The organism is Azospirillum brasilense (genome assembly GCF_005222205.1).
Taxonomy (GTDB): Bacteria; Pseudomonadota; Alphaproteobacteria; order Azospirillales; family Azospirillaceae; genus Azospirillum; species Azospirillum brasilense_G.
On record NZ_CP032348.1, the window covers coordinates 404,578 to 424,410 of the forward strand.

Genomic DNA, 19,833 nt, shown 5'->3' on the forward strand with positions numbered 1-19,833 from the left:
CGTCGCGGAACCACATCGGCGGACGCTCTGTTGCCCAACGGGCGGCGCCGTGGACGAGTCTGGACCCATGCCGCCGCGCCACCCATCTGTACAAAATGACGAAGCACCGTGGCGAAGGGATGCGGGCGATGGCCGAACGCGACAATCTGCCGGCGCAGCAGCGCTCCACCCAGAGCGAGGTGGATGACTTCCTGAACCGTGTGGCGGCCCTTCCACGGGCAACGGGTGGGCCGCGCGGGCGGCTGATGTTCGCCATGGACGCCACGGCCAGCCGCGAGCCGACCTGGGACCGCGCCTGCCAGATCCAGGGCGAGATGTTCCAGGCGACCTCCGCGCTGGGCGGGCTGGACATCCAGCTCGTCTATTACCGGGGGTTCCGGGAGTGCCAGGCCAGCCCGTGGGTGGGCAACGCGCAGGATCTGCTGCGGCGGATGACGGCGGTGTCCTGCATGGCCGGCCAGACCCAGATCGCGCGGGTGCTGGGGCACTGCATCAAGCAGACGCGCGACCGCAAGGTCAACGCGCTGGTCTTCGTCGGCGACTGCATGGAGGAGGACGTCGATCAGCTCGCCCATCAGGCGGGCCAGTTGGGGCTTCTCGGCGTCCCGGTCTTCATCTTTCACGAGCGGGGAGACCTGATCGCCAAGCGCGCCTTCCAGACCATCGCGCGGCTCAGCGGCGGCGCCTATTGCCCGTTCGACGGCTCGTCCGCCCAGCAATTGCGGGACCTGCTGAGCGCGGTGGCCGTCTATGCGGCGGGCGGCCGGGCGGCGCTGGAGCATTACAGCCGCGGGCGGGGCGACGCGGTGCGGCTGCTCACCAGCCAGCTCGGGAACGGTCAGGGAGGACGTGGGGGGCAAAGCCATGCATCATAGGGCGGGATTCGTCTAGAGATGGGACAGAGCGGGATGTTTGGGTTTTTTCTCCTGGGCATCGCGCTGGTGGCGGGCCTCGCCATCCTGGCCCGCGTCTTCGTGTCCGCGGACCCGCGCACGCTGGCCACGGCGGTGCGCTATGGCGGCATCGCGCTGGCGGCCGTGACGGTCGTCATCCTGACCCTGACCGGGCGGCTGGGCACCGCCATGATGCTGGGGGCGCTGGCCTTTCCGTTGCTGACGCGCTGGCGGACGCTGCGCGACGCCTTCCGGCCCTCGTCCTACGGAGCGGCGAGCGGCGGGCAGACCTCGCAAATCGAGACGCTCTATCTGCGGATGACGCTGCAGCACGACACCGGGGCGATGGCGGGGGAGGTGCTGCACGGGCCGTGGCGCGGGCGGACGCTGGAGTCGCTGACGCTGGGGCAGGTGCTGGCGCTGCTGGAGGAGTGCCGGCGCGACGATCCGCAATCGGCCTCCGTCCTGGAAGCGTGGCTGGAGCGTTCCCATCCCGGCTGGCAGACGGCCGAGGATCAATCCGCTGGACCGACAAACAATCCCGGTTCGAAGGACAATGGCGGCGGTCGCGGCGGCGGTTCTATGACCCGCGACGAGGCCTATGATATTTTGGGGTTGTCGCCCGGAGCCACACCCGAACAGGTAAAGGATGCACACCGACGGCTGATGATGAAAGTGCATCCAGATCATGGGGGGTCCACCTATTTGGCCGCCAAGATCAACCAAGCGAAGGATTTGCTGCTGCGCAACTAACCTTTTGCCGGGTTACGGAAGGGGAGTTGCGTCACCGAAGTGTCTGTGGCAGAAAGCTGGACGAGCGTTTTGCAAAGCTGCGAATCGTCTCCATATTCGAAGTATTTCCTCAAGCAACCACAAGAGAACCCCAATGCGAAAGCCTGTGCGCAAGGTGGTGTTCCCCGTCGCCGGTCTCGGTACGCGCTTTCTGCCGGCGACCAAGGCGATTCCAAAGGAAATGCTGCCTTTGGTCGATCGGCCTCTGCTTCAGCATGCCGTGGAAGAGGCGCGGGCCGCCGGCATCGAGGATTTCGTGTTCGTCACGGGTCGCAGCAAGCGCGCCATCGAAGACCATTTCGACACCGACACGGAACTGAACCGCACCCTTGAGGAGCGCGGCAAGCAGGATGCCCTCGACGTGGTGCGCCACAGCGAGATCGCGCCGGGCCGCTGCTTCTACACGCGCCAGCAGGTTCCGCTGGGCCTCGGCCACGCGGTGTGGTGCGCGCGGGCGGTGATCGGCAACGACCCCTTCGCCATCGTCCTGCCCGACGATTTCGTCCAGGGCGACACCCCCTGCCTGAAGCAGATGGTCGACGCCTACAACGAGGTGGGCGGCAACATCGTCGCCGTGGTGGACGTCCCGCGCGAGCGGACCAGCAGCTACGGCATCCTGGACGTGGAGAAGGATGACGGCCGTCTGGCCACCGTCCGCGGCCTCGTCGAGAAGCCGAAGCCGGAAGAGGCGCCCTCCACCCTGTCGATCATCGGTCGCTACATCCTGCAGCCGGAGGTGTTCGACCATCTGGAGAAGCAGCAGCGCGGCGCCGGCAACGAGATCCAGCTGACCGACGCCATGGCCAAGCTGATCGGCACGCAGCCGTTCCACGGCCTGCGCTTCGAGGGCACCCGCTACGACTGCGGCGACAAGGTCGGCTTCATCGAGGCCACGCTGGCCCACGCGCTGCGTCGTCCGGACATGGCGGACAAGGTCCGCGAGATGCTGCGCAAATACTGCTGACGCGGGTGGCCGGCGGGGAGGGGGCGCCGCCCTTTTCCCGTCGGCCTGCCGTCGTCAGCGACCGCCGGCGGCACGACGCGGCGTGCGTGCGGCTTCCTCCGGCGGGGCGGAGCGGCGGAAGGTGCTGAGTTCGGGGATGCGGTTCACCGACAGGCCGGCGACCCGGCAGGGCACCACCTCCAACACCTGGAATCCCGCCTTGCGCGGGTAGCGGGCGCTGACGCGCTCGCGCACCTCCCGTTCCGTCTCGGCGGTCAGGAGACAGCGGCGGATGCCCACCCAGCCGCGCTGGCCCGTCATCACCGTGGCGTCGCTCGGCACATGCCGCACGGCGGCCTCCCAGAAGCGGCCCGGACGGGGTTCGGAGCGGTCGAACACGTGATAGCGCACGACCGGTGAGGCCTGCCGCGCCTCCAGCTCGTTCAGGGCGGCCTGCATGTCCTGCTCCGCCTTCACGGCGCGTTTCTCGGCCTCGGCGTGCTTCTGGGTGATCTGGGAATAGGCGGTGGCGATGTCCTCCACATCCTTCCCCACCTCCTCCATCTTCTCGCGGATGCGCAGTTGGCCCTGCCGCAGACCTTCCAACTGACGCCGCCAGTAGCGGTTGGACAGCACCGTCAGAACCATCAGCCCGAGGCTGAGATAGAGCATCATCCCGGTCATGCCGCCGCTCCTTCCGCGTCGGGGTCGGGCGCGTGGGCGAGCGGAACCACCATGGTCGGCAGGACGCCGTTCTTCACGGTGAAGGAGACCCGCGCCATCGCCGCCGCCTGGTCGACCGAGTAGGTCCAGACATGGGCGACGTTGGAATAGCTCCAGATCTGGCGGGCGAAGATCACGTCGCGCCGTTCGATGGACGGGAACTCATCCTGCACGGTCAGCCGGACCCAGAAGGCGCTGGCCTCCTCGCCGTCGCCCAGCTCGTGCACGAATTCCACCTTGGTGAATTCCAGCGCCCTGATCTCCGACAGCGCCTTCTGCCGGCGCCCGTTGCATTCGGTGGTGCGGGCCTGGAAAGCGGTCATCTCCTCCCGCCGCTGCTCCAGCTTGCGGGTCCATTCGCCCAGCGCGGTCTTCTTCCGGTCGTGCTGGCGCATCATCATGGTCTGGCGCGCCTTCTCCGAGGTGATCTGCCCGACGTCGATGACGATGGACAGGCCGAGCGCCGCGGCGCTGGTGACCAGCAGAAGCATGCCCAGGAACTCGGCCGATAGAACCATTGGTGTACCTTATGGTTGCGGCGGAAGCTGCGCGTCACCGTCATTGAGGACCGGGTTTCACGGCTTGGCATTGCGGTATTCCGTCGCATGGCCCGCCGGATGCAGACAGGAATATGTCGCGCGGTTGCAACAAACGGTCGATCGGCCTGAATCCCATTGATCTTTTCGGACCTATGCGCAAGCGTTCGGCCACAATGTCGCAGTGCTTGGACACAGTCCTGAAATGTTGCGCCCCTCCGGTCACAGGACTGACATTTCCACATTTCAAGGGGAGGACCCATGCTGGACCTGATGACTCGCGGCGACGAGGCGCTGGACACCATCCGCCGCACCTTCCCGGTGGCGCTCGGCGATTACGCCATGCCCGCCGGGGGCACCGGGCTGGTGATCATCGACGAGGTGAAGGGATTCGCCGCCGTCGGTTGCGGTCCGCTCGCCCCGGCGGCGCCGAACGCCCAGGTCGACCGCATGATCGCCGAGACGGACCGCCTGGCCCGCCGCTTCGCCGGGGCCGGCTGGCCGATCTGCGTCTCGCTGGACCGCCACGCCCCGGACAAGCCGGAACCGCCCTATCCCCCGCACTGCCTGATCGGCACCGGCCATGACGAGCTGGTGTCCGAGCTGGCCTGGCTCGAGTCGGAACCGTCGGCGACCCTGATCGCCAAGGACTGCATCAATTTCTTCATCGGCGCGACCGAAACGGACGGCGCGGGCAAGGCCGGGCGCAACCGGCTGGTGGACTGGGTGAACGGCAACCGGCTGGTGTCGGTCGTCACCGTCGGCATCTGCACCGACGTGTGCGTGATGGATTTCGTCCTGACCCTGCTGTCCGCGCGCAACCACGGCATGATGCCGACGCTGAAGGACGTGGTGGTCTACGAGCCGGGCTGCGCCACCTACGACCTGACGGCGGAGACGGCGCGGGATCTCGGTCTGCCGGAGACGGCGGTCCACCCGCAGGAGCCGGCGCACCACATGGGGCTCTACATGATGGCGTCGCGCGGCGCGCTGCTGACCAACACGCTGCGCTGAAGTGAGGCGGATCAGGGCTTTCGCTTTTTCCAAGCGGCTCTGGTAACATCCCTGCGTGGCAAGGGTCCCGATCGTTCAACCGGCTGTCCCAGGCCGGCGGAAACGGCTGGACGGCGCGGAGACGTCGCACGTGGAAGAGCGCTATCTGAGGGCGATCCGCAACGCGCTGGTCCGGCATCAGCAATGGCTGACGCGCGACCCGAGCATGAAGGGCCGGTGCGCCGACCTCAGCTTCCACAACCTGTCGGGCCTGGGCTTGCGCCGCATCAACCTCAGCAGCGCCAAGCTCAGCGGGGCGAACCTGAACAGCGCCCGGCTGTCGGGGGCCGTTCTGTCGCGCACCGACCTGTTCGGCGCCGACCTGTCAAAGGCCGACCTCACCGGCGCGTCGCTGGAGGGTGCCGACCTGCGCGGTGCGCGGGTGGAGGGGGCCTTGATGGAGGAGGCCAACCTGCGCGGCGCCGACCTGCGCAAGGGCATGATGCTGGGGGCCGACGAACGCAAGCCGGCGGGCAACGCGGACGGCAGCACGACCTTCATCGGGTCCAAGATGGCCCGCGCCATCCTGTCCGACGCCCGCCTGGCGCAGTGCGACTTCTCCGGTTGCGACATGGCCGGGGCGACCTTCTCCGGCAGCGACATGACCGGGACGATCCTGATCGGCGCCAATCTGATCGGCGCGGTGATGGAGCGGGTGGAGATGCAGGGCGCCCTGCTGTGCGGCGCCCGTCTGGACGACGAGCTGCGCCAGACGCTGGAGCGGCGCGGCATCGACGTGGACGGCACCGGGCTGGTCAGCCTCGCCGGGCGGATGGCCGAGAGCATTTCCGCCCACCAGCTCTGGGTCGAGCGCAACGCCGCCGCCGGCCTGCGGCTGGAGATGCAGCGCGTCGACCTGCGCGGCTACAATTTCGCCAACCAGCTCCTGGCCGGCAGCGTGATGCGCTTCTGCGGGCTGCGCGGGGCGGATTTCTCCGGGGCGAAGCTGGTCATGGCGGACCTGTCCTACTGCGATCTGCGCGAGGCGGACTTCACCAGCGCCGACCTGTCCGGCTGCAACCTGCGCGGGGCGAATCTGGCAGGGGCCAAGCTGTGGCGGGCTCGGCTGCGCCCGGTGGATCTGGCCGGGGACGGCAGCCGCCTGTGGCCGACCAACCTCGCCGAGGCCAGCCTGACCGGCGCCGATCTGCGCGACACCAGCCTCGCCCGCGCGATCCTGCACGGCACCGACCTGACGCGCATCCGCGCCACGGTGGAGACGCTGCGCGGCGCTGACCTGAGTTTCGCCGTCGGGGTCGAACCGCAATACGCTTGAAGGTGGCTACGAGGCGTCGGCGACCCGGATGCGGCCCTGGATGATGGCCGCGCGCGCCTCTTCCAGCCGGTCCTTCATGGCGGGGGTGACCAGCGCGCGGTTGTTGTCGTCCAGCGCGTAGTCGACGCCGCGCTCGGCCAGCCCGAGGGCGCGCGGGCCGGGGGTCCAGGCGCCGCTGCGGCCTTCCCCGAAGGCGCGCTCCACCGCAAGATCCACCCGCTTCAGCATCGAGGTCAGGATGGTGCCCGGGTAGAGGTGGTTCTGGTTGCTGTCCACCCCGATGGCGAGGCGCCCGCCGTCCTTGGCCGCTGCGAAGATCCCGAAATTGGACACGCCGGCCCCAGCAAACACCACGTCGGCGCCGCGCTGGAACTGGGCCTTCGCCACCTCCGCCCCGGTGGTCGGGTCGTTGAAGGCGGCGGGGGTGGTGCCGACGAAATTGACCAGCAGGCCGATGTCCGGGCGGGCGTGGCGGGCGCCCTGCTGGAAGCCGGCGATGAACTTGCGGATCAGCGGGATGTCCAGCGCCCCGATGAAGCCGACGGTTCCCGTCCGCGAGGCCATGGCCGCCAGCATGCCGACAAGGAAGGACCCCTCCTGCTCCTTGAAGGTCACGGACTGGACGTTCGGCGCCTCCACCACCGCATCGACGATGGTGAAGCGGACGGCGGGATGCTTCGGCGCGAGGCTGGCGAGCGGGGCGGCGTAATAGAAGCCGATCAGCGCGAGGTCGGTGACCCCGCGCCGCAGGAGGGCCGCCACCGCCTGTTCGAACTGCGCCGTGCCGGCGGGCAGATAGTCGCGGTAGGCGATCCCGGTGGCCTCCTTGAACCGCTCCGCCCCGGTGAAGGCGCCTTCGTTGAAGCTCTTGTCGAACTTCTGCCCGACCGCATAGAGCAGCCCCGGCGCGAAGTCCTGCGCCCGCGCCGGAGCGGCGAGCGTGGCGAGGCCGGCGGCGCCCAGCGCCAGGACGGAACGGCGGGAGAGATGGGTCGTCATCGGGCGGGCTCGGCGGTCAGGGTTTCGGACACCAGCGCCGCGTGCCGCGCCCGCAGCGGGGGCAGGGCGGGGCTGTCGGGCCGGGGCGGCTGGAGGACCAGCCGCGCGTCGGCGCGCCCGGTCGCGGCCAGGACCGCGCCGGGGAAGGCGTCGGCGGCGCGGCGCAAAAACTCCGCGAAGGCCTCGTCGGGCAAGCCGCTGTAGGGCGCCCCGCCGTCGCCGCGCAGATTCAGGAACAGCAGCGTGTCGCCGAAGGCGGTGTAGCCGCCGCCCAGCCCCTCATGCTCCGCCGCGGCGGCGAGGAAGAAGCGCTGGGCGCGGTCCGGTGTTAGGTCGCCGGCGGGAAAGCGGACCAGGGCATAGCCGGTGGCGCCGTCGACGCTGTCGAAGTCCGCCACCAGGACGCTCTCCTGCGAGAAGCTCCAGGCGATGGCCCCGGCCAGCCGGTCGGCGGGACCGTCCTCCAACCGCAAGGACAGGTGGAGCGACGGGTTGGTCCGGAGCCGGTAGCCACCCATCCGCAGGTCGGCGGCCGTGCCCGCTCCATCCAGGCCGGCGTCGTCGAGGACAGCGGGCAGCAGCTCGGTCCCGGCGCGCTCGGTGAGGCGCTGCCGCGCCTCGTAGGACGCGTCGGGCGGTGCGCCGGCGGGCACCGCCTCGAAGAACAGATGCTGTGCCACCGCCTGCGCAAAGGCGGGCGCGGAACCGAGGATCAGCGCGAGGGCGAGGGCAAGACGGCGCACCGGCCGGGTCTCCCGAACGAGGGGGGCGAGCGCAGTCTAGACGGGAAGGGTGTGTTGACGCATAGGTTAATCTTATGACGCTTGCGTATGGACGGCACCCCCGGGATGTGTGGTAGCATCGCCGACAACCGGCCGGCTGCGGCGGAAGAACCATGGGGAGGGAAGCGACATGACGGACGCGCGCACGCTGACGGGCAAGACCCTGTTCATCACCGGCGCCAGCCGGGGCATCGGCAAGGCGATCGCGCTGCGTGCCGCCCGCGACGGTGCCAACGTCGTCATCGCCGCCAAGACGTCGGAACCGCACCCCAAGCTGCCCGGCACCATCTTCTCCGCCGCGGAGGAGGTTGAGGCGGCCGGCGGCAAGGCTCTGCCGATCCTCTGCGACATCCGCGACGACGCCCAGGTGGCCGAGGCGGTGGCCCGCACGGTGGAGGCGTTCGGCGGCATCGACATCCTGGTCAACAACGCCAGCGCGATCAGCCTGACCGGTACGCTCGACACCCCGCTGAAGCGCTGGGATTTGATGATGGGGGTCAACGGGCGGGGGACCTTCGCCTGCGCCCAGGCCTGCCTGCCGCATCTGCTGAAGGCCGGGAACCCGCACATCCTGACGCTGTCGCCGCCGCTGAACCTGAACCCGCGCTGGTTCCAGCACCACACCGCCTACACCATCGCCAAATACGCCATGAGCCTGTGCACGCTGGGCATGAGCGCCGAGTTCCGCGGCAAGGTGGGGGTGAACTCCCTGTGGCCGCGCACGATCATCGGCACGGCGGCCATCGCCATGCTGAAGGGCGCCGCCGAGTTCGACAACTGCCGCAAGCCGGAAATCCTGGCCGATGCCGCCCACGCCATCCTGACCCGCGACGCCAGGACCTGCACCGGCCATTTCTTCATCGACGACGAGGTGCTGGCGGAGGAGGGCGTGACCGATCTGGAGCCCTACGCGGTCAAGCCGGGCGCCCCGCTGGCGCCGGACATCTTCCTGGATTGAGGGTGGTCTGAGGTAGCCGTGGAGCACCGTGGGGGCATGCCCACGGCTACCCCTTTTGCGTCTCGTGAACGCTCTTGGCGCAGAGCAGCGTTCCCACGATATCACAAGCATCGGCCACCGCTTTCGATTACACTGCGGTTTGTTTGCTCCCCAAATCGAAAGGGACCCTTTTCGCCGATCGGCTGATCCCCGGATTCAATCCGCCAACCGGCAAGTGTCCGCACGTCCCTTTCCAGTCTTGTTTGCACACACCGTCCGGTTGGGGCGGAGCGGATGCTCGAACAGCGTCAAACACTGAGCTTGTCCCAGAACAATCGGTTCATTCCGGAGCTCTTATGACCATCGAGCTGCACACCTTTACCGTCACCCTGAATCAGTCGGAAGCAACAGCGTACAAGAGCATGGCCGAGCATCGGGCCTGGGTCCGCACCGCGGTGTCCGACCTGTCGGAGGTGCTGCGCACTGCCGGCATGGGCGCGGAGGCCCGCCTGCGCGGGCACGACCGCTGCGGTCACCTCGTCGTCGAGGCGACTGACACGGGTGCGAACTTCCTGCGCACCCTGCCGGCCATCGTCAGCGTGGAGGTCCACTGACGGAAACCTCTGATGCACCCTCCTGGAAGAACCCTCTCCCCCCTGGGGAGAGGGCTGGGTGAGGGGGCGTTACGCCCGGTAGGGCGGATTAAAAACCCCTTATGCGCAAGCGGAGCGCCTTCGGCGCCCCCCTCATCCTAACCTTCTCCCCAGGGGGGAGAAGGAACGGCATCACAGCCCCTTCTTCGCGGCATCCCTCAGCCGGTGCAGGAAACGCTCGGCGCGGGCGAGTTCGCTCAGTTCCACATACTCGTCGGGCTTGTGGGCCTGCTCGATGTCGCCGGGGCCGCAGACCACGGCGGGGATGTTGGCGATGCTGGTGAACAGCGCGCCCTCCGTGCCGAAGGCCACCTTGCCGTGGCCGTTCTGCTCGGCAAGGTTCTTGACCAGCGTCACCTCCTCCGAGTCCGGCGGGGTGTCGAGCGCCGGGCTGTCCGACAGGGTTTCCCAGGAGAAGCCGGCGTCGGGGCGGACGGCGCGCATCTCCGGTTCCAGCGTCTTGGCGAAGTCCCGCAGTTCCTTCAGCATCGGCGCCACGGGGTGGTCGGCGAGATGCCGGATCTCGAACTCGAAGGAGGCGTCGGAGGGGACAATGTTGCGGGCCGTGCCGCCCTCCATCACCCCGGTGTGCACCGTGGTGTAGGGCACGTCGTAATCGTAGTCGAACGGTCCCTGCTCGGCGAAGCGGCGGCCCATGCCGCGCAGGAAGGACACCAGCTCCGCCGCGTATTCCACCGCGTTCACCCCCTGCGGGGCGAGCGAGGAGTGGCAGGCGTGGCCGTGGACGCGGCAGCGCAACGCCACCTTGCCCTTATGGCCGACGATCACCCGCATCCGCGTCGGCTCCCCGACGATGCACAGGCGCGGCTTGACCGCCATCCCGGCGAGCTGGGTCAGCAGGCCGGGCACGCCGAGGCAGCCCAGCTCCTCGTCGTAGGAGAAGGCGTAATGGACCGGCGTCGTCAGATTGGCGGCCAGGAAGTTCGGTGCCATGGCCAGCGCCGCCGCGATGAAGCCCTTCATGTCCGCCGTGCCGCGCCCGAACAGCTTGCCGTCGCGCTCCGTCAGGGTGAAGGGATCGCTGGACCAGTCCTGGTCGTCCACCGGCACCACGTCGGTGTGGCCGGACAGGCAGACGCCGCCGCGGTCCATCGGGCCGATGGTGGCGTAGAGGTTGGCCTTGGTCCGCTCCTCGTTGAACACCAGCGTGCTGGATACCCCCAGCGCCGCCAGATGGTCGCGGATGTAGTGGATCAGGTCGAGGTTGGAGTTGCGGCTGGTCGTGTCGAAGGCGATCAGGTCGCGCAGCAGCTCCAGCGTGCGCGGGCTGCACGCGGATGGGCCGGCGGGATCGGGTGAGGGCATCATGGACCTGTGGTTTCGTTCAGATGGCAGGCGGACCAGCGCCGGGGCGCGATCTCGCGCAGGGCCGGGCGTTCCGCCGAACAGCGTGGCATCGCGTGCGGGCAGCGCGGGTGAAAGGCGCAGCCCGACGGCGGGTCGAGGGGCGATGGAATCTCTCCGCGGATCGGCGCGAACCGCCGCTTCTCCACGGACACGCGCGGCGCCTCGTCCAACAGCGCCTTGGCATAGGGATGATTGGGTTTGTCGAACAGCTCCGGTGTCGGGGCCAACTCCACGATCCGTCCAAGATACATGATCGCGGTGCGGTCGGAAATGTGTTCCACGACGCCCAGGTCGTGGCTGATGAAGAGATAGGTCAGCGACAGCTCTTCGCGCAGGCGCATGAACAGATTGATGATCTGCGCCTGGATCGACACGTCGAGCGCGGCCACCGACTCGTCGCAGACCAGCACGTCCGGCTTCACCGCCAGCGCGCGGGCGATGCCGATGCGCTGCCTTTGTCCGCCGGAGAACTGGTGCGGGTAGCGCCGCAGATAGGCCGGGTCCAGCCCGACCTGCCGCAGCGTCGCAGCCACATACTCCTCCGCCTCCCGCCGGGGAACCAGCCCATGGACCACCGGTGCCTCCCCGACGATGTCGGCCACGCGCAGGCGCGGGTTGAGCGAGGCCATGGGGTCCTGGAAGACCATCTGGATCTTCAGGTTGGCGTGGTGGCGGTCGGCCGGCGACAGCTCCCGCAGGTCGCGGCCGCGCCAGCGGATGGTGCCCGCGCTCGGCGGCAGGATGCCGGCGACCATACGGCCCAGCGTGCTCTTGCCGCAGCCGGATTCACCGACCAGTCCGACCACCTCGCCCTCGGCGATGGACAGGTCCACGCCGCTGACCGCCTGCACCGCCCGGTCGTCGATGGCCGCCCCCAGCCGGCGGGCGAAGCGCTCCACCACGTCCAGCTTGCGCGAGAAGCGCTTGGTCAGCCCGTCCAGTTCGATGATGGATGCGGCGCTCATGCGGCGTCTCCCCGCGCTTCGGCTCCGACGGGGTTCCAGCAGCGCCAAGCCCGATCCTCCCGCTCTCCCACCAGTTCGGGCATGGTCGTGCAGGCACCGGTGGACCGGTCGCAGCGCGGGCGGAAGGCGCAGCCCTCCGGCAGGTCGAGGACGGAGGGCGTCATGCCGGGGATGGAGCGCAACGGCACGCCGCGCCGGTTGCGGCTGGGCACCGACTCCAGCAGGCCGCGGGTGTAGGGGTGGCGCGGGTTGCCGATGATCTCGGCCACCGTCCCGGTTTCCACCACCCGGCCCGCGTACATCACCGCCACCCGGTCGGCCAGCGCCGACACGACGGCGAGGTCGTGGGTCACCCAGATCAGCGCCGTCCCCGTCTCGCGGCAGAGTTTTTGCACCTCGAACAGGATCTGCGCCTGGATGGTGACGTCGAGCGCGGTGGTCGGCTCGTCGGCGATGATCAGGTCCGGGGAGTGCAGCAGCGCGATGGCGATGGCGACGCGCTGGCGCATCCCGCCGGAGAACTGGTGCGGGTAGGACGCCAGCCGTTCGTCGGGCGAGGCGATGCCGACGCGGGCCAGCGCCCGGCGCGAGCGTTCCCAGGCCTCGGCCCGGCTGACCGTCTCGTGAGCCCGCACGGCCTCGACCATCTGCGTGCCGATGCTCAGCACCGGGTTCAGCGTCATCATCGGGTCCTGGAAGATCATGGCGATGCGCCGCCCTCGGATAGCGCGCAGCCGCTTCTCCCCGGCGCGAACCAGATCCTCGCCCTGGAACAGCACCCGGCCGCCGACCACCCGGCCCGGCGGATCGACGAGGCCGAGGATGGATTGCCCGGTCACCGACTTGCCGGAGCCGGACTCGCCGACCAGCCCAAGGATCTCGCCGCGGTCGAGGCGCAGGTCGACCCCGTCCACCGCCTTCACGGTGCCGGCGCGGGTGAGGAAATGGGTCTTCAGCCCGTCCACGCGCAGCAGGGGTTCGGTCATCGCGTGCCCCCTTTCAATGGTTGAGCCGCGGGTTGAGGACGTCGCGCAGCCGGTCCCCCACCAGATTGATCGCCACGATGGTGACCAGCAGGGCGAGGCCGGGGAACAGGCTGACCCAGTAATCGCCTGAGAGCATGTACTGGTAGCCCGACGCGATCAGCATCCCCAGCGACGGCTGGGTCACCGGCACGCCGACGCCGAGGAAGCTCAGCGTCGCCTCCAGCGCGATGGCGTGGGCGACCTGGACCGTCGCCACCACGATCAGCGGCGGCAGGCAATTGGGCAGCAGGTGGCGCATCATGATCCGCCGGTGGGGCAGGGCCAGGCATTGCGCGGCCTCGATGTATTCCTTGCGCCGCTCCACCAGGGCGGAGCCGCGGATGGTGCGCGCGTAGTAGGCCCACTGCACGGCGGCCAGCGCGACGATGACCTTGTCGACCCCCTTGCCCAGCAGGGCCAGCAGGATCAGCGCGATCAGGATGGCCGGGAAGGAGAGCTGGATGTCGACCAGCCGCATCACCAGCCCGTCCACCCGGTCCCCCGCATAGGCGGCGAGCAGCCCGACCGCCACCCCGACGGCGAGCGCGATCAGCGTGGCGACCACCCCGACCAGCAGGCTGGTGCGCAGGCCGAAGACGATGGCCGACAGCATGTCGCGCCCCTGGTCGTCGGTGCCCAGCCAGTAGGTCCAGCCGCCGCCGCCCAGCGACCCCGGCGCCATCATGCTGTCGAGGATATCCAGTTGCGCGAGGTCGTAGGGGTCCTGCGGCACCACCCAGCGGGCGAGCAGGGCGGCCAGCACGATCAGCACCAGCACCGCCAGCCCGGCCAGCGCCGTGCGCGACCGCGCGAAGTCCCGCACCAGCCGCAGGAAGGGGGTTTCGACCGGCGGGGCCTTGGCGACGACGCTGCTCATGCCCGCCCCCCGCCCAGCCGGATTCGCGGGTCGAGCAGCGAATAGACCAGATCGACGATCAGGTTGATGACGACGAACAGCAGCACCGTCACCAGCAGATAGGCGATCACCACGGGCCGGTCGAGCTGGAGGATGCTGTCGATCAGCAGCTTGCCCATGCCCGGCCAGGCGAAGACCGATTCCGTAACCACGGAAAAGGCGATGACGCTGCCCAGCTCCAGCCCGAGGACGGTGACCACCGGGATCATGATGTTCTTCAGGATGTGCACCCCGACCACCCGCGCGGGCGCCAGCCCCTTGGCGCGGGCGAACTTCACATAGTCCTGCAAGGCGACCTCCCGCGTGCCGGCGCGGGCCAGACGGATGACCAGCGACAGCTTGAACAGGGCCAGATTGAGGGCGGGCAGGATCAGATGGGCCAGCCCGTCGGCGGTCAGAAAGCTCCACTGCACGCCGAACAGGCTGGCCGTCGCGCCGCGCCCGCCCGCCGGCAACCAGCCCAGAGTCACCGCGAAGGCCATGATGAGCATCATCCCCACCCAGAAGGTGGGCAGCGAGAAGCCGAGGATCGAGCCGGTCATGATGACCCGCCCGGCCAAGCTGTCCGGCTTCAGCCCGGCCCACAGCCCCAGCGGGATGCCCAGCACCACGGCCACCAGCATGGCGCAGAGCGCCAGCTCCAGCGTTGCCGGGAAGCGCTGAAGCACAAGGCCGAGCGCCGGCACACCATGGACGAAGCTGGTGCCGAGGTCGCCGCCGAGCGCGCTGTCCACGAAGCGGATGAACTGCTCGTGCATGGGCTTGTCGAGCCCCAGCCGGGCGATGGCGGCGGCGCGTTCGAACGCGTCGGCCTCGGGGCTGATGAGCACGTCGATGGGGTTGCCGATGGCGAAGATGCCGGCGAAGACCAGCACCGACATCGCCACCACGACGACCGCGCTCTGCGCCAGCCGCCGGAGGATGAAGACAAGCATGGCGCCTTTACCCCGCGGGTGTGACGGATGAGGAAGCACTGCTCCCTCTCCCGTCCCGGGAGAGGGAGGGGCCCGCCGCATGGCGGCGGGAGGGTGAGGGTAAAGCCAAGGATGAGGGTTCCGATCCTCGCACGACCCTCACCCGCCCGCTTCGCGGGCACCCTCTCCCGGGGCGGGAGAGGGGTGTACAGATCACTTCGCGGGGGTCACCTTCTGCGCCAGCGTGTACTGGTCGGCGCGCGGTTCGTAGCTCAGCCCCTTCTTCATCGCCCAGACCGTCACCTCGTAATGCAGCGGGATGATGATGTCGGCGTCCATCGCCCGCTTCACCGCGGCCTGGAGCAGCTTTTCCCGCTTTGCGTCGTCCACGGTCGCCAGCGCCGTGTCCAGCATGCCGTCCAGCTCCGGGTCGGAATAGCTGGTGTAATTGGTCGTGCCGTAGCCCTTCTCCTTGATCGGCGTGGCGATCAGCGCCTTCAGCGGCGAGGACATCTCGCCCGAATCGGCGCCCCAGCCGGCCAGAAAGACGCTGTATTCCTGCTTGTTGCGCTTGGAGAAGAAGACGTTGGCGGTGGTCGCGTCGACCTGGGTCTGCACCCCGATGCGGGTGAACATCTGGGCGACCGCCTGGGCCACCTTGTCGTCGTTGATGTAGCGGTCGTTCGGTGTGCCGAGCGTGAGCTGGAAGCCCTTCGGGTAGCCGGCCTCGGCCAGGAGCTGCTTGGCCTTGTTGGCGTCGGTGGCGACCGTCACCTCCGGGTTGTTGCCGTAGAAGCCGGCGGGGAGATACTGGTTCGCCGGCTCCGCCACGCCCATCATGATGCGCTTCACGATGGCGTCGCGGTCCACCGCCAGCGACAGCGCCTTGCGCACCTTCGGGTCCTTCAGCGGGTTCTTGCCGTCGGTGCCGGTGATGGTCGGCGGGGTGTCCTGGACGCCCAGCGCCAGATAGATCACGCGGTTCGACTGGGCCTGGGCCAGGGAGACGTTGGGGGCGGACTTCAGCCGCTCGATGTCCTGCACCGGGGGCGATTCGATGATGTCCACGTCGCCGGCGAGCAGGGCGGCGACGCGCGGCCCGTCGCTGGTGATCGGGCGGAAGACCACCGTGTCCCAGGCCGGCTGCGGTCCCCAATAGTCGGGGTTGCGCTCCAGCACCTGCCGGTCGCCCTTGGTGTAGGACTTGTGCTTGAACGGCCCGGTGCCGATCATCAGCGAGCCGTCGTTGAAGGCCTGCGTCGTCGGCCAGGACTCGGCCTTGCAGCCCGCCTTGTCGAAGGTGACGGCCCCGCCCCCCGCCGCCTTGGCGGAGATGATGCCGAAGGTCGACAGCTCCACCGGCAGAAGCGGGTAGGGCTTGCCGGTCCTGATGATCAGGGTGTGCGGGTCCGGCGCCTCGATTCCCGCAATGCCCTTGGTGTAGACCGTGAAGGAGGAGGGGCTGTTGGCGACATTCGGGATGCGGCAGACCGAGTAGACGAAGTCCTGCGCCGTGAACTCCGTGCCGTCGTGGAACTTCACGCCCTTGCGCAGCTTGAATTCCCAAGTGGTTTCATCGATGGCGCGCCAGCTTTCCGCCAGCTCGGGCTGGAGCCGCATCTTGGCGTCCATGCTGACCAGCGATTCGAACACATGCTTGCGGGCGCGCGTGTTGGGGCCGAGGTTGTGGTAGTGCGGGTCGAGCGCGCTCGGCTCCGCCGAGGTGCCCACCGTCAGGGTCGCGGCCTGCGACGGCGTCGGGGCCGCGGCCAGCAAGGCCAGGGCGGCGACCGTCGGCAGGACTTGTTTCAAGGTTCCGGAACGCAGCACACCCGCAAGGCGCCGATCACGCCCATGCCGATCACGTAAGGCCATCCCTCGTCCCCCTGATTGTACGTTTGATTTGTACCCGTGAAGCAGGCTCCCAGCCCTTTGGACCACGGTTGTTGCGGCCCGATTCTTGTCGTTCGGCTCGCCGCAGGCGGGGCGGCGGCACGTATGTGTTCAACGATCAGAGCTTGAAACCATTGATCTGTCAACAGGGTCCGGTCTTCTGACCTATCCGGTTTTTCCCGATGGAATGCTTTGGCAAAAGGCCCCGGACGGGGCAGGATCGGTTCACCCGAAAACGCCAACGCAGAGAGCGAGGGGATTAGAGATGAAGACCTGCCAATCCTTCTACATCGGCGGTGCCTGGACCGAACCCGCGGCGGGCGCCACCGTGATGGAGGTGTTGAACCCGGCGACGGAGCAGGTGTCGGGCACCGTTGCGCTCGGCGGGCCGGAGGACGCGCAGCGCGCGGTGGCGGCGGCCCACGCCGCCTTCGACGGCTTTTCCCGCACCCCCCTGAACGAGCGGCTGGAACTGCTGGCCGCCGTCTGCGCGCTCATCGAGAAGCGCATGGACGAGGTGGCCGACGCCATCACCGAGGAGATGGGCGCGCCCCTGGCGGCGCTGTCCAAGCCGGCGCAGGCCTTCATGGGGCTGGCCCATTTCAAGACGGCCCTGGAGGCCGCCCGCGAGTACCCGTTCGAGCGGACCCGCGGCACCACCCGCATCCTGCGCGAGCCGGTCGGCGTCTGTGCCATGATCACGCCGTGGAACTGGCCGATCAACCAGATCGCCTGCAAGGTCGCCCCGGCGCTCGCCACCGGCTGCACGATGGTGCTGAAGCCCAGCGAGTTCGCCCCCTATTCGGCCTGGATCTTCGCCGAGATCCTGCACGAGGCCGGGGTGCCGGCGGGCGTCTTCAACATGTTCTACGGCGACGGCGCGGTGGTCGGCCCGGTCCTGGCCTCGCACCCGCTGGTCGACATGGTGTCGCTGACCGGTTCGACCCGGGCCGGGGCGTCTGTGTCCCACAACGCCGCCGACAGCATCAAGCGCGTGTCGCTGGAACTGGGCGGCAAGTCCGCCAACATCATCTGCGAGAGCGCCGACCTGACCAAGGCGGTGACCCACGGCGTGCGGTCGATGATGTCCAACACCGGGCAGAGCTGCAACGCGCCGTCGCGCATGTATGTCCCGGCCTCCCGCCTGGACGAGGCGGAAAAGATCGCCGCCCAGGTCTGCGCCCGTCTGGTGGTCGGCGACCCGCGCGGCGACCGCACCGGCGTCGGCCCGATCGCCAACCAGCGCCAGTACGAGCGGGTGCAGCGCCTGATCCAGGCCGGCATCGCGGAGGGAGCGTCCCTGCTGTGCGGCGGCCCGGGCCGCCCGGAGGGGCTGGAGCGCGGCTTCTACGCCAAGCCCACCGTCTTCAGCCGCGCCACCGACGGCATGACCATCATGCGCGAGGAGATCTTCGGCCCGGTGCTGACCATCCGCCCCTACGAGGACATCGAGGAGGCGATCCGCAGCGCCAACGACTCGCTCTACGGCCTGTCCGGCTATGTCTACGCCGGGACGGTGGACGAGGCGCGCGCGGTGGCGAAGCGTCTGCGCACCGGCATGGTGCATCTGAACGGCGCCTCCATCGACCTTGCGGCGCCCTTCGGCGGTTACAAGCAGTCGGGCATCGGCCGCGAGTGGGGCGAGGTCGGGTTCGAGGAGTTCCTGGAGACCAAGTCCGTCTACGGCAGCGAACCGGCGGCGTAAGGGCTGATTCGACGATGAAATTCCCTCTCCCCAGAGGGGAGAGGGCTAAACGGTTACGCCTCCGCGGTCTTGGCGGCGGCGACGAATTCCTTCGCGTCGGCCTTGCCCAGCCCGTTGAAGAACAGGTTCAGCAGGACCGCCGCGATGGTGCCCAGCAGGATCCCGCTGTGCAGGAGCGGCGACAGGAAGGGCGGCATCTTCTGGAAGATCTTGTCGGCGACCAGCGGCACCATGCCCAGGCTGATGCTGATGGCGACGACGTAGATGTTGCCGCGGTTGGTCGTGTAGTCGACCTTCGCCAGGATCTTGATGCCGGTCGCCGCGACCATGCCGAACATCACCAGCCCGGCCCCGCCCAGCACATAGGTGGGGACGGAGGCGACGACGTGGGCGAGCTTCGGGAACAGGCCGAAGGCGATCAGGATGACGCCGCCCGCCACGCAGACCCAGCGGCTGCGCACCCCGGTGATCCCGACCAGCCCGACATTCTGCGAGAAGGAGGTGTAGGGGAAAGTGTTGAAGACGCCGCCGATCAGCGTGCCCAGACCGTCGGTGCGCAGGCCGCGGGTGAGCTGCTCCGGCGTCACCGGACGGCCGACCATTTCGCCAACCGCCAGGAACATGCCGGTGGATTCGATCATCACGACGATCATCACCAGCGACATGGTCAGGATCGACCAGAACTCGAACACCGGCATGCCGAACTGGAACGGGTAGATGACATCCACCCACTTGGCCTGTCCCACCCCGTCGAAGCTGACCAGACCGAGCACCATGGTCAGGGCGAAGCCCGCGACGATGCCCAGCAGGACCGAGATGTTGGCCCAGAAGCCCTTGGCGTATTTGGTCACCAGCAGGATCACCGCCAGCACGAACAGCGCGATGCCGAGATAGAGCGGGTCGCCGAAATTCGGGTTCCCGGCCCCGCCGCCGGCCCAGGTGATGCCCACCCGCATCAGCGAGATGCCGATGATGGCGATGACGGTCCCCGTCACCACCGGCGGGAACAGCGGCAGCAGGCGCCCGACCAGCGGGGCGGCCAGCGTGGCGAAGACGCCGGCCCCGATCACCGCGCCGTAGATGCCGAGCAGTCCCAGCGACGGGTTTCCCGCCATGGCGACCATCGGCCCGACCGCGGCGAAGGTTACGCCCATCATCACCGGCAGGCGGATGCCGAACTTCCAGAAGCCCAGCGTCTGGATCAGCGTGACGATGCCGCAGGCGAACAGGTCGGCGTTGATGAGCAGGGCGATCTGGTCCTTGGGCAGCTTCAGCGCGCCGCCGATGATGAGCGGCACGGCGATGGCGCCCGCGTACATCACCATCACGTGCTGCATCCCCAGCGCCAGCAGGCGCAGCAGCGGAAGCTTTTCGTCAACCGGATGGGGGGCAGATGAGGTTTCCACCGACGACATGATTCATGACCTCCGCGAATGAACAGGCGCGAAGTGCATGGCCCG

General features: G+C 68.6%; 19 protein-coding genes. 8 read left to right on the forward strand and 11 right to left on the reverse strand.

All coding sequences use genetic code 11. The features are described from left to right. The first annotated feature begins 128 nt into the window (after positions 1-128). The 3 genes from D3869_RS27800 (at position 129) to galU (ending at position 2,649) form a co-directional block, all read left to right on the forward strand. Complete coding sequence (locus D3869_RS27800) at positions 129-875, forward strand: VWA domain-containing protein (RefSeq protein WP_137142927.1); 747 nt, start codon at positions 129-131, stop codon at positions 873-875. 33 nt (positions 876-908) lie between these two features. Further along, the gene (locus D3869_RS27805; RefSeq protein WP_175426645.1) at positions 909-1,646 is read left to right on the forward strand and encodes a DnaJ domain-containing protein; all 738 of its coding nucleotides are present in this window, start codon (positions 909-911) and stop codon (positions 1,644-1,646) included. 133 nt (positions 1,647-1,779) lie between these two features. Further along, the gene (gene galU / locus D3869_RS27810) at positions 1,780-2,649 is read left to right on the forward strand and encodes a UTP--glucose-1-phosphate uridylyltransferase GalU (protein ID WP_114858780.1); all 870 of its coding nucleotides are present in this window, start codon (positions 1,780-1,782) and stop codon (positions 2,647-2,649) included. A gap of 54 nt (positions 2,650-2,703) precedes the next feature. On the opposite strand, the gene D3869_RS27815 is transcribed toward galU, so the two are convergent. Together D3869_RS27815 and D3869_RS27820 are read right to left on the reverse strand one after the other, a co-directional pair. Further along, the gene (locus D3869_RS27815) at positions 2,704-3,312 is read right to left on the reverse strand and encodes a hypothetical protein (RefSeq protein ID WP_137142929.1); all 609 of its coding nucleotides are present in this window, start codon (positions 3,310-3,312) and stop codon (positions 2,704-2,706) included. Then, positions 3,309-3,869, reverse strand: a complete 561-nt coding sequence (locus D3869_RS27820; protein WP_137142930.1) for a hypothetical protein — start codon at positions 3,867-3,869, stop codon at positions 3,309-3,311. Before D3869_RS27820 ends, D3869_RS27815 begins: the two co-directional genes overlap by 4 nt. A gap of 279 nt (positions 3,870-4,148) precedes the next feature. Between D3869_RS27820 and D3869_RS27830 the strand changes: the two genes are divergently transcribed. Continuing rightward, the gene (locus D3869_RS27830; RefSeq protein ID WP_137142932.1) at positions 4,149-4,901 is read left to right on the forward strand and encodes an isochorismatase family protein; all 753 of its coding nucleotides are present in this window, start codon (positions 4,149-4,151) and stop codon (positions 4,899-4,901) included. A gap of 130 nt (positions 4,902-5,031) precedes the next feature. Continuing rightward, positions 5,032-6,216: a pentapeptide repeat-containing protein gene (locus tag D3869_RS27835; RefSeq protein WP_137142933.1), complete on the forward strand. Its 1,185-nt coding sequence runs from the start codon at positions 5,032-5,034 to the stop codon at positions 6,214-6,216. Positions 6,217-6,222: 6 nt separating this feature from the next. On the opposite strand, the gene D3869_RS27840 is transcribed toward D3869_RS27835, so the two are convergent. Together D3869_RS27840 and D3869_RS27845 are read right to left on the reverse strand one after the other, a co-directional pair. Then, on the reverse strand, positions 6,223-7,215 hold the full coding sequence (locus D3869_RS27840) for a BMP family lipoprotein (RefSeq protein ID WP_137142934.1): 993 nt from the start codon (positions 7,213-7,215) through the stop codon (positions 6,223-6,225). Next, complete coding sequence (locus tag D3869_RS27845) at positions 7,212-7,958, reverse strand: hypothetical protein (protein WP_137142935.1); 747 nt, start codon at positions 7,956-7,958, stop codon at positions 7,212-7,214. Before D3869_RS27845 ends, D3869_RS27840 begins: the two co-directional genes overlap by 4 nt. Before the next feature lie 169 nt (positions 7,959-8,127). Here D3869_RS27845 and D3869_RS27850 point away from each other — a divergent pair, with 169 nt between their 5' ends. After that, positions 8,128-8,955 carry an SDR family oxidoreductase gene (locus tag D3869_RS27850; RefSeq protein WP_137142936.1) on the forward strand — a complete coding sequence of 276 codons (828 nt, stop codon included), beginning with the start codon at positions 8,128-8,130 and terminating at the stop codon, positions 8,953-8,955. A 335-nt stretch (positions 8,956-9,290) separates the two neighbouring features. After that, the gene (locus tag D3869_RS27855; RefSeq protein WP_137142937.1) at positions 9,291-9,548 is read left to right on the forward strand and encodes a hypothetical protein; all 258 of its coding nucleotides are present in this window, start codon (positions 9,291-9,293) and stop codon (positions 9,546-9,548) included. A 171-nt stretch (positions 9,549-9,719) separates the two neighbouring features. Here the strand turns inward: D3869_RS27855 and argE are convergent, their stop codons facing one another. The 6 genes from argE to D3869_RS27885 all read right to left on the reverse strand — a co-directional run bounded on the left by argE (position 9,720) and on the right by D3869_RS27885 (position 16,587). Next, positions 9,720-10,916 (reverse strand): acetylornithine deacetylase, encoded by a 1,197-nt coding sequence (gene argE, locus D3869_RS27860; RefSeq protein ID WP_137142938.1) that lies wholly within the window; start codon positions 10,914-10,916, stop codon positions 9,720-9,722. Then, complete coding sequence (locus D3869_RS27865) at positions 10,913-11,920, reverse strand: ABC transporter ATP-binding protein (protein WP_137142939.1); 1,008 nt, start codon at positions 11,918-11,920, stop codon at positions 10,913-10,915. The genes argE and D3869_RS27865 overlap by 4 nt, the downstream gene beginning before the upstream one ends. Next, a complete protein-coding gene (locus D3869_RS27870; RefSeq protein WP_137142940.1) occupies positions 11,917-12,906 on the reverse strand; it encodes an ABC transporter ATP-binding protein in 990 nt (329 codons plus the stop codon). Before D3869_RS27870 ends, D3869_RS27865 begins: the two co-directional genes overlap by 4 nt. 13 nt (positions 12,907-12,919) lie before the next feature. Beyond that, a complete protein-coding gene (locus D3869_RS27875) occupies positions 12,920-13,822 on the reverse strand; it encodes an ABC transporter permease (protein ID WP_137142941.1) in 903 nt (300 codons plus the stop codon). Continuing rightward, positions 13,819-14,796, reverse strand: coding sequence for an ABC transporter permease (locus D3869_RS27880; protein WP_137142942.1), 978 nt, complete (start codon positions 14,794-14,796; stop codon positions 13,819-13,821). The genes D3869_RS27875 and D3869_RS27880 overlap by 4 nt, the downstream gene beginning before the upstream one ends. 192 nt (positions 14,797-14,988) lie before the next feature. Beyond that, positions 14,989-16,587 carry an ABC transporter substrate-binding protein gene (locus tag D3869_RS27885; protein ID WP_247896022.1) on the reverse strand — a complete coding sequence of 533 codons (1,599 nt, stop codon included), beginning with the start codon at positions 16,585-16,587 and terminating at the stop codon, positions 14,989-14,991. Positions 16,588-16,933: 346 nt separating this feature from the next. Between D3869_RS27885 and D3869_RS27890 the strand changes: the two genes are divergently transcribed. Next, positions 16,934-18,373 (forward strand): aldehyde dehydrogenase family protein, encoded by a 1,440-nt coding sequence (locus D3869_RS27890; protein WP_137142944.1) that lies wholly within the window; start codon positions 16,934-16,936, stop codon positions 18,371-18,373. Positions 18,374-18,426: 53 nt separating this feature from the next. On the opposite strand, the gene D3869_RS27895 is transcribed toward D3869_RS27890, so the two are convergent. Next, positions 18,427-19,788 carry a nucleobase:cation symporter-2 family protein gene (locus D3869_RS27895; RefSeq protein ID WP_137142945.1) on the reverse strand — a complete coding sequence of 454 codons (1,362 nt, stop codon included), beginning with the start codon at positions 19,786-19,788 and terminating at the stop codon, positions 18,427-18,429. Between the last annotated feature and the right edge of the window lie 45 nt (positions 19,789-19,833).

What these genes read in the sequence shown, in the direction of transcription:
- D3869_RS27800 (WP_137142927.1), top strand. Translation starts at nt 129, where the DNA reads ATGGCCGAACGCGACAATCTGCCGGCGCAGCAGCGCTCCACCCAGAGC.
- D3869_RS27805 (WP_175426645.1), top strand. Translation starts at nt 909, where the DNA reads ATGTTTGGGTTTTTTCTCCTGGGCATCGCGCTGGTGGCGGGCCTCGCC.
- galU (WP_114858780.1), top strand. Translation starts at nt 1,780, where the DNA reads ATGCGAAAGCCTGTGCGCAAGGTGGTGTTCCCCGTCGCCGGTCTCGGT.
- D3869_RS27815 (WP_137142929.1), bottom strand. Translation starts at nt 3,312, where the DNA reads ATGACCGGGATGATGCTCTATCTCAGCCTCGGGCTGATGGTTCTGACG.
- D3869_RS27820 (WP_137142930.1), bottom strand. Translation starts at nt 3,869, where the DNA reads ATGGTTCTATCGGCCGAGTTCCTGGGCATGCTTCTGCTGGTCACCAGC.
- D3869_RS27830 (WP_137142932.1), top strand. Translation starts at nt 4,149, where the DNA reads ATGCTGGACCTGATGACTCGCGGCGACGAGGCGCTGGACACCATCCGC.
- D3869_RS27840 (WP_137142934.1), bottom strand. Translation starts at nt 7,215, where the DNA reads ATGACGACCCATCTCTCCCGCCGTTCCGTCCTGGCGCTGGGCGCCGCC.
- D3869_RS27850 (WP_137142936.1), top strand. Translation starts at nt 8,128, where the DNA reads ATGACGGACGCGCGCACGCTGACGGGCAAGACCCTGTTCATCACCGGC.
- D3869_RS27855 (WP_137142937.1), top strand. Translation starts at nt 9,291, where the DNA reads ATGACCATCGAGCTGCACACCTTTACCGTCACCCTGAATCAGTCGGAA.
- argE (WP_137142938.1), bottom strand. Translation starts at nt 10,916, where the DNA reads ATGATGCCCTCACCCGATCCCGCCGGCCCATCCGCGTGCAGCCCGCGC.
- D3869_RS27865 (WP_137142939.1), bottom strand. Translation starts at nt 11,920, where the DNA reads ATGAGCGCCGCATCCATCATCGAACTGGACGGGCTGACCAAGCGCTTC.
- D3869_RS27870 (WP_137142940.1), bottom strand. Translation starts at nt 12,906, where the DNA reads ATGACCGAACCCCTGCTGCGCGTGGACGGGCTGAAGACCCATTTCCTC.
- D3869_RS27875 (WP_137142941.1), bottom strand. Translation starts at nt 13,822, where the DNA reads ATGAGCAGCGTCGTCGCCAAGGCCCCGCCGGTCGAAACCCCCTTCCTG.
- D3869_RS27880 (WP_137142942.1), bottom strand. Translation starts at nt 14,796, where the DNA reads ATGCTTGTCTTCATCCTCCGGCGGCTGGCGCAGAGCGCGGTCGTCGTG.
- D3869_RS27890 (WP_137142944.1), top strand. Translation starts at nt 16,934, where the DNA reads ATGAAGACCTGCCAATCCTTCTACATCGGCGGTGCCTGGACCGAACCC.
- D3869_RS27895 (WP_137142945.1), bottom strand. Translation starts at nt 19,788, where the DNA reads ATGTCGTCGGTGGAAACCTCATCTGCCCCCCATCCGGTTGACGAAAAG.